This is a genomic window from Atribacterota bacterium (assembly GCA_039638595.1).
Classification (GTDB): domain Bacteria; phylum Atribacterota; class Atribacteria; order Atribacterales; family Caldatribacteriaceae; genus Profundicultor; species Profundicultor thermophilus.
On the sequence record JBDIWM010000073.1, the window covers coordinates 1 to 6578 of the forward strand.

Sequence of the window (6578 nt, forward strand, 5' to 3'; positions counted from 1 at the left end):
TGACAAAGGTTTTCATGTGGGAATGGTAGAAAGGAGGAATCCCCCTCAATTCCTGCGCACGTGACGAGGTTTTGAAAAAAAGGACGTGGGTACCTCATTTGACAAGGGGGGATCCATGCAGGAATGACAGGGGTTTTGCAGGAAGACGCAGGATATTGTGAGAAGAGTCACCGTCTGAAAAAACTATATAAAATGTCCTTGCTGACCTTTCTGGACACCCAGCATCTGTCTTTCAGAGTATTTAGTCGTTCGAAAGATGTAGAAAATGAAGGAGTCTTTTTCCTCATTCATGCAACGTTTTAATTCCGATTTTAACCTTTCAAACTGCGCTTCGGTAAGCTCGCCTTCTAAAACAGAGTTCTGTACCCAGGTAAGGTACTTCCTCCCTATTTTCAAGATTTTACCAACTCGCTTTTCTTCGACGTCGTACACCATTACCACATACACCGAGGGCTACCGATGATTCACCACTCTGAAACGAGAGGTTCGTATTCCTCTTCGCCCAGGAGGTGTTTCTCCAATTTATAGAGCTCAAGGCGGATGAGTCGACGATACGAAACTTCGCGACCAATTTTTTTGTAACAGACGGTGCTCTTCATTTTTTCCTCAAATTTTTCGATAAAGATTTTACGACCTTTTTCGCCAAGATACAGACCTCCCAGGTATTCAGAAAAATCCTTCGCGCTGAGCGTGTGTTTGTTAATCAGAGCAAAAATAACCCGTTCTACAATGATTGGTTTAAAGATTTCAGCCACATCCAGGTTGAGCGAAAACCTGCGGAAATTGGTCGCATGGAGGAAACCAATACGCGGGTCAAGATGGGTCTGGTAAATTTCCGAAAGAATAGCTGTATAGAGTAAAGAATTCCCAAAGCTAATTAAAGCATTAAGCCGATTTCTTGGTGGCCTTTTGGTTCGCTTTTCCATCTGGAAGTCCTGGTTTTCAAGAATCGCATCAAAAGACTGATAGTAGACTTCCCTCATATTTCCTTCCAGGGCCATGAGTTCTTCAACGGTTTTTTGGTCAGCTACGTTCCGGAGTAGACTTTCCATTTGCACGATGGCATCATCCACAGCACTATTTCGGCGGGAATAGTATTCCAGGACTTTTTGAGCGTTCTGGATTGCTCCCCGAACAAACTGTCGAGCTATGAAAACTCGTTTCTCCTCTTTAAGGTAGTGTTCAGCCTGTTTGAGGACAAGACAACCAGAGTTATAGTGTTCCCGGGGATAGAAACCTCCCACATAGTACCCATAGTGGTTATAAAAGTAGAGAAGCACCGATTGCCGAGAAAGAAACTCCAGCACCTCTTTATTGAGTGTCACCTCCCCAAAAAGGTGAAGGTCCCGTACCCCCTCTATCGGCAGATAACGCTGGGTACCGTCCTGAGTTTCGAAAAAGAGGGTATTCTGTTTTCGTTTCAATGTACCGTGAGAAAAAATGTAAATACTCTCGCTCATGCCCAACAGAAGTCGCGAAAGGCACAAGGAGCACAGAGTGGTTTTTTCTCCCGCTGGGGAGGTGTTTCCTGAACGACGATTTGTTCGATTTCCCGTATGGCTCTCTGGAGTTCCTCGATAATGACTTCGTTTAACACCAGGGTGATCTTTTTCCGTTCCCGAGGGAAAAGCACCTCGCCTCGGGCTTCAACTCCTTGTTCCTTCAAAGAAAAGAGGTAGTAGTACAGTTGCATGATGCCGCTTCGCTTTGACCGGATTGACTTTTTAATCTCTCCTACCACCAAAACTCCCTCTTCACGGCGCACCAGGTCGATGCGAATATCACCGAGGAAAAATCCCTTTTCTTCATCGTGGTAATGCTCTTCTTCCACCAGGCGTCCCAGTTCCAGAAAGGGATGGTCCTGTTCTGGAGTTATTTCGTGAGCCATATACCAGAGCTCCCTTCGACAGGCATAGTAACTGGCAATCAGCGTTCCATTCACCGACTGCGCCATGGTTCTATATCACGATGGCATACGACCCGGTCCCACCCTTTCGGAACCCGGTTTCAGGGTCATAAAACTCGTGAACCCGTTCTCGAGGAACGTACCCCAGGCTTTTCGAAAACATGATACTGAAAAGGGCCGTATCTTTGGGACTTACCCGAACGTTAACCAAATACGCTTCGAAACTCCTGCGAATTTTAAGCAATTCCCTTTTTTTCTCCCAGGGTTTTAGGGTTTGGTGATTGGTGATTTCCCGAAAGCGCTGCCACACTCTCTGGGCTTCTTCATCCTTTTCGATAAACACTGGATAAATGGTTCCCTCCTCCTCAATGAGACGAAAACACGCTACGGACACTTCGTGCTCTTCATAAAATCGCAAGGAGAGAAGCGCCCGGTAAATACCTTCGGATTGGTCAAACGATTTCCACTCCCTGACCTGCGCGAAATAGCGCTCAGCCAGGGCAAGAAACCCCTCTTCACGGACTTCGGAAATCTCCCGGAGAATCTGGTCGGTAACGCTGGGGAGGAGATTCGAGTACACGTACGAAGCATACCTCTGGCCCCGTTCGTCCTTGAGGGAAACTACCCAAACCTCCCCACCGTCAATCCCTTTGCGAAAGTGACGATTACAGCGACCGGCGACCTGAATGATGGAATCAAGAGGTCCAACATCCCTCATCGCACAGTCAAAATCAAGGTCCACTCCAGCTTCAACCACTTGAGTAGAAACAAGAACCGGTTTTTGACCACTCGCTAACGCTTCTTTGACCTTGCGAATTCGATTCAGCTTGTCCACAGAAACAAGGTTGGCCGAAAGGTAATATAGCCCAGGAATACCATACCGCTTGAGGCCCTCATAGACCTCAAGAGAGGAAGAAATGGTGTTGAGCACCAAAAGATACGATTTGGAAGGGGCGTAGAAGTCATGAACAAACCATTGCACAAAATCTTCCACATTTTGGGACTTCTTGAGACGAGGGTATAAAATGACCCGGCTCAGGGAACGAAAATAGGTTTCTTTCTCTTCCAAAAGTTCTCGAGCTTCTTCTCCCTCAAAAATGAATGGTTTGGTGGCGGTGGAAAGGACAATGAAACACCCCAGATATTTGGCCATCAGTACAAAAACCCAGCGCAAGAGGGGCCAGTACTCCGCCGGAACATTCTGCACCTCATCGAGGATGATGATACTCCGGGCAAGGTTATGGTATTTACGTAAAAACCGGTTCTTAAACCCCACCACCGAATGGAGTAATTGCACAAAGGTGGTCACAATAACTTCAGCCTCCCAAGACTCAATGAGAGAGAGGGCGACATCGAACTCTTTTTCCTCATACCCTTCTTCGTAGCGTAAATCTGAAAGGTGATGGTGTCCCAGAATATAGGCTGAGCTATTCCCCTCAAAGTCTTCAAGCTGAGCTAAAACTTCGTTGAGGATACTAAAATTCTGGTCAATGATGGAGATAAACGGGAGGGCGTACACGATTCGGGGATGGTAGTGGAACTCCTTTTCAATTCGTTCCCGTAACTTGAGCGCCAGGGCAAAACTGGTCAGTGTCTTCCCCGAACCAGTGGGAGCAGTGAGGGTCAAAAGGCGGTCCTTACGGAGGTCGAGTTTTTCAACCTGGCCGACAACCCGCTGAAAAATTTCCTCCCGAAGTTCGTCAATCGAACCAGCATCCCTGCGGAGTTTTTCCTTTTTGTACTGTTCCACTAACCACGAGGGTAGCGACCTTCGTGTTACGTCTTCCAACCCTGCGGCTGAGCGCTTATCGGCATCAATGAGGGCAGAAAAGAGACTCATCAGCAAAAGAGCCATTCGGGCTTTCTCTTGTTGGTCGAGTTGATTTTCGAATTGATACTTGGCTTTTCGCAGACGGAACATGAGTTTCTCAACGTTTGCGCTGAACTCCTCAACCGGTGGAAGATGAAGGTCCACCAGATCTTGGGCGATTTCGCTGGCATGCTCCTGCAGATTAGCAATTTGCTTTTGGACAATCTCCCGGTACTCGCTCTCCTCGCGAAGGCGTTCTTCAACATACTCCAGCGACCGCAAATCCATATGATGGTGCACAATCACCAGAAAGGAAACAAGAGGTAAAAATGCACTGACTCCTCCCTCCTTTTGTATTGCTTTTGACCGCTCCACCGCCATGGCCCCATAGAGCGCCGAAAGAAAAGCATGATCAGAGAGCTTCCCCCAATCCTTCTTTTCGAATAACCGATCCTGAAAGTAGGTGGTGTACTTTCCAAAATCGTGGGTTAGACCCACCAGGTAGGCTGCACTCTCCAGGTTTTCCTCCAGATTGAAAAAGAAAAACACTCGACATCGCCTTCCCACTTCTTGGAGATGGAACCTTAAAGGAATTCCATGATGGGAGTAGTACACGCTCAGTCCTCCATGAACACAATTCGCTCAGTCAACCCAGCAATGCGTACCCGATACACGCTTCCTTTCCCTCGTAAAAGGATTTTTCCCGTTTTGACTTCCCCCACAAATTCCCGGGGTGGCTGGTGAAAACGCCGCTCGGCATTGAAAGAAAAGGGCATGAGCTCCTTGACGTAGAGTCCTCCTTCTTGAAGACCGAGAGTACACTGGGTTTTTTTCAGGTACTCTACACCCACCACCGAACTCACTTCCATGTCTCCATCGAACTCCTCTTGTTCCACTTCTCCCCACCCCACAAAGTGCATGTGGGCTAAACATTCACTGATACCAAAGTAAGGGGGAAAGTGCACTCGCTCCTCGCTGAGTATTTCGCCTATTCTGGCGAATTGAGCCTTATCCTTATGCCAGAGAAAAACCCGATAGACAAGGCAATCTCGATAGTCAAAGGGAAGCACAAACTCCACGGGTATCTGAGTGTGCTTACCGGTGCTCAAGTTCACCTGCGAAAGACGTTCCGCCCAGACATAGTTGACGGTTTGAATGCGCTTGCGCAATGACGAGCGAATGGAGAGTGCCACCCTCGATACCTCTTCGGTAAAAAGGTCATAGTACGAGTCCCGTAACAGTCCCATCATCCCCGCCACCATACCGGTGACCACGGTACGGGGAGGGAAAAAGTATGACAGCGAGGAAGAATTGGTGTAGTACTGCCGGAAATGGGCCATCTTCCCGGAAAGGTCAAATACCAGAACTTCCATACAAATCATCCGCCTCAAACGACGAGTATATCTTCACACCGTCACCAAGAGCACTGTGAAGGGCTTCGCGCAACAAACCATCCCTGACCTTGAATTCGGGATCTTGAAGAACCAAAACCCGTTCAACCTTTTCGCGATTCTGGGCCAAAAATTGCACCAGCAAAGAACAATCAACATCGAAGTCAGCGACATCCCGCAATCCCTCCTGGGAACTGAGCACAATTTTCCCCCGAAAATCTCCCAGGAACGTGTACACATCGCGATACTCTACCCGCAAAAGAAGACGCGGCTTTTGTCCGACTTTGCTTCGGGTGGAAGCCATCACCGGAATGGCATTCCAAAGGGCTTCGTCAAGAAGCTTGACATCCTCAAAGGTAAAATGGGTATACTGCGCCCGGTACCCGCTTACAATCCCGTAGAAGGCAATCAACGAGTAGTAGAGCCTCCAGTCTTTGCCAAAGGTACCGTACTCTCCTTTCCCCTCCCCAGCTCGTCCGGCAAACGTAGAACTGATGGAACTTGAGCGGACCATTTCCACCTTATTCAAAGAGTATCCCCAGTTAAACTGCACCGGTCCGGTGAAGGTAGAACTCGCTCCTCGTCCCCCCTCTTCTTGAGCTTTGATGGGCATCGTCGCCCCAAAAAAACGCACGTCGACCAGTCTTTCGAGGATGGTCGCAACATCGTTCCCCGAGAGGGCTGATAATTTCTCCTTACCCAGGAGGATTTTTAACCGTTCTGTGGCGTCCACCACCTGACCGTCCACCTTGGCGACAAAGATTTCGTACCCTTTACTCTCTAAGTAGTCCCGAATGTACCGTTTCAAGCGGACATCACTAACCAAATTCACCTCTCTCTCGTAATCCATACGGGGCTTATTCTCATCATCAGGATCCCCATTGGGATTGGTCATTTTGGCGTCATAGAGCAAAAGAATTTCCGAATTCCGGTTGTAGAGCGTCATTCTCCTTCCTCCTTTCCTTTCTTCCAGGTTACCATCTTGTAGGTGCAGAAGGCATACCCGGAGAGTAGATAGTACACGTTCTCGGCCTCCGAAAGATGCCAATCTCGAATGTGAGCATCCATGAGGCCCTTCATCACCGCAAAGGTTTTCTCGTGGTACCGCCGAATCCGGTACTGGTCAAGTTTCTCAAAGACTTCACTGGAGAGCGTTATGATTTTTTTCGCACTCATCCCGTTAAAATTAACCTTGTTGAGGATGGGTTTTTTGTCTGAATCACCTCCTTGCACCTGTTGTGCCCCGATTTCTCCAATGAGATACCCCAGAAGAAATAAGGCTGCTTCTTCCTCCGAATAGCCCATCCGCCTCATGTACTGCTCCACATCCTCCGGTAAGACGCCTGATTCAATCGCCACCATTCCTTCACTCCTCTCTATCAATGATAGTTTCTCAAAAACCTTCAGCATGAACTGGGTCCGCACTATGCCCTGCACCAATCTCCCCCCGGGATTACTTCCCGGTTTGACG

General features: G+C 48.3%; 7 protein-coding genes. All 7 read right to left on the bottom strand.

The features are described 5' to 3' along the window. Positions 1-183: 183 nt before the first annotated feature. Positions 184-447, bottom strand: a complete 264-nt coding sequence (gene cas2, locus ABDK92_10805; GenBank protein MEN3187092.1) for a CRISPR-associated endonuclease Cas2 — start codon at positions 445-447, stop codon at positions 184-186. Between the two features lie 17 nt (positions 448-464). Further along, entirely contained in the window at positions 465-1460 is a 996-nt protein-coding gene (gene cas1b, locus ABDK92_10810) for a type I-B CRISPR-associated endonuclease Cas1b (GenBank protein ID MEN3187093.1), read from the bottom strand. Beyond that, on the bottom strand, positions 1457-1954 hold the full coding sequence (gene cas4, locus ABDK92_10815) for a CRISPR-associated protein Cas4 (GenBank protein ID MEN3187094.1): 498 nt from the start codon (positions 1952-1954) through the stop codon (positions 1457-1459). The genes cas1b and cas4 overlap by 4 nt, the downstream gene beginning before the upstream one ends. 4 nt (positions 1955-1958) lie before the next feature. Next, complete coding sequence (gene cas3, locus ABDK92_10820) at positions 1959-4331, bottom strand: CRISPR-associated helicase Cas3' (protein MEN3187095.1); 2373 nt, start codon at positions 4329-4331, stop codon at positions 1959-1961. Between the two features lie 2 nt (positions 4332-4333). Continuing rightward, on the bottom strand, positions 4334-5089 hold the full coding sequence (cas5, locus tag ABDK92_10825) for a CRISPR-associated protein Cas5 (protein MEN3187096.1): 756 nt from the start codon (positions 5087-5089) through the stop codon (positions 4334-4336). Further along, positions 5070-6053 (bottom strand): type I-B CRISPR-associated protein Cas7/Csh2, encoded by a 984-nt coding sequence (gene cas7b, locus ABDK92_10830; protein ID MEN3187097.1) that lies wholly within the window; start codon positions 6051-6053, stop codon positions 5070-5072. Before cas7b ends, cas5 begins: the two co-directional genes overlap by 20 nt. Next, positions 6050-6578 (bottom strand): type I-B CRISPR-associated protein Cas8b/Csh1 (gene cas8b / locus ABDK92_10835; GenBank protein MEN3187098.1); only part of this gene is annotated, 529 nt, incomplete at its 5' end. The genes cas7b and cas8b, both read right to left, overlap by 4 nt.